Origin of the sequence: Chitinophaga costaii (assembly GCF_900094705.1) — a bacterium.
GTDB lineage: Bacteria > Bacteroidota > Bacteroidia > Chitinophagales > Chitinophagaceae > Chitinophaga > Chitinophaga costaii.
On sequence record NZ_FMAR01000054.1, the window covers coordinates 1 to 1,173 of the forward strand.

Here is a 1,173-nt window from a genome sequence, read left to right on the forward strand (position 1 = left end):
CCATTAAGTTGAAAAAGCAAATGATGCATTGTGTGTCTTTCGCCAGGCCTTATAGGTATCTTTTATAAATTCCAGCAGTTCCACATAGCTCATTAAATGCAGCCGGATCACCGTAATCATATTAGCGAACGATTTCTTGGTCGCGGCCTTTTTGCGGATCACTACCATCAGTAACTGAGCGATCAGCACACAATACACCTGCATCTTGATGGCGTTGTCGCTGGCTCCCCAGAAATATCTCAAAGGGAAGTTCTGCTTTATCTGTTTAAACAACAGTTCGATCATCCAGCGGTTTTTGTAGATGGTGGCGATCTTTGCAGCCGGCAACGTAAAATCATTAGTGATGTACACATATATTTTACCCTCTTTGGTTTTATATGTGATCCGTCGAAGTTTTAATCGGGCCGTCACCGCCCCATTTGTTTTAACCCCTACGGTTATGTATTGTTCTTTGATGACCCCTACCGCCTTTTTCCTACGTGTTTTATCTACCAGCACTTTAGTCACGTGAAAAACAGCGTTCTCCTTCATGCGACTTACAAACCAGATCTTTTCATGGGTCCATTTCGCAAAGTGATGATAGGTATTATAGGCCTTGTCAAATACTAACCAACTGCCGGGCTGTAAATTCAACTTGTACAGAAATTGCCGGTCATGCTCTTTAGCGGCGGTGATACGTGCAAATTCGGTTACCCCGCTGAAGGCATCCATCATCGCATGTACTTTGATACCTCCCTTTTTCCTGGAGCCATCCAACCGGTTACGCCCGACACCCTGCAACAGGTCACTGAACAGTGAAATGGTTGTACTGTCTATTATCTTTAGATTGCGAATGCTCAACCCCTTTAACCGGCTGTCCGAGATAAATGAATGATACTGCTTCAGTAATCCGTAATAGATTGTTTCAAAAACCCGGTAGCTGCGCTTGTTATTCGCATCCGATATCGTACTGCGGGCTGGCGCTTTATCCAGCCCCAGGTGAGACAACTTGCCTTCGCAGGCCAGCATCCCCTCGCAAAGCTCCCGCAGCCCATTGCAATAGCTAAATACACCATACAACAATGTTACCAGGTGAACCCTTAAAGGGAGCCGCTTATAATAGCGGTTTGATTTATGCTTCCGGTTAGCAGAATATATTAGTGAATTTGGTATTACATCTAATATTTGTGACAA

At 44.4% G+C, this 1,173-nt stretch carries 1 protein-coding gene; it reads right to left on the bottom strand.

Going from position 1 to position 1,173, the window contains the following annotated elements; genetic code table 11:
* Positions 1–3: 3 nt before the first annotated feature.
* The coding region (locus tag GA0116948_RS20925) for an IS4 family transposase (RefSeq protein WP_139111400.1) at positions 4–1,173 on the bottom strand (1,170 nt) is incomplete at its 5' end.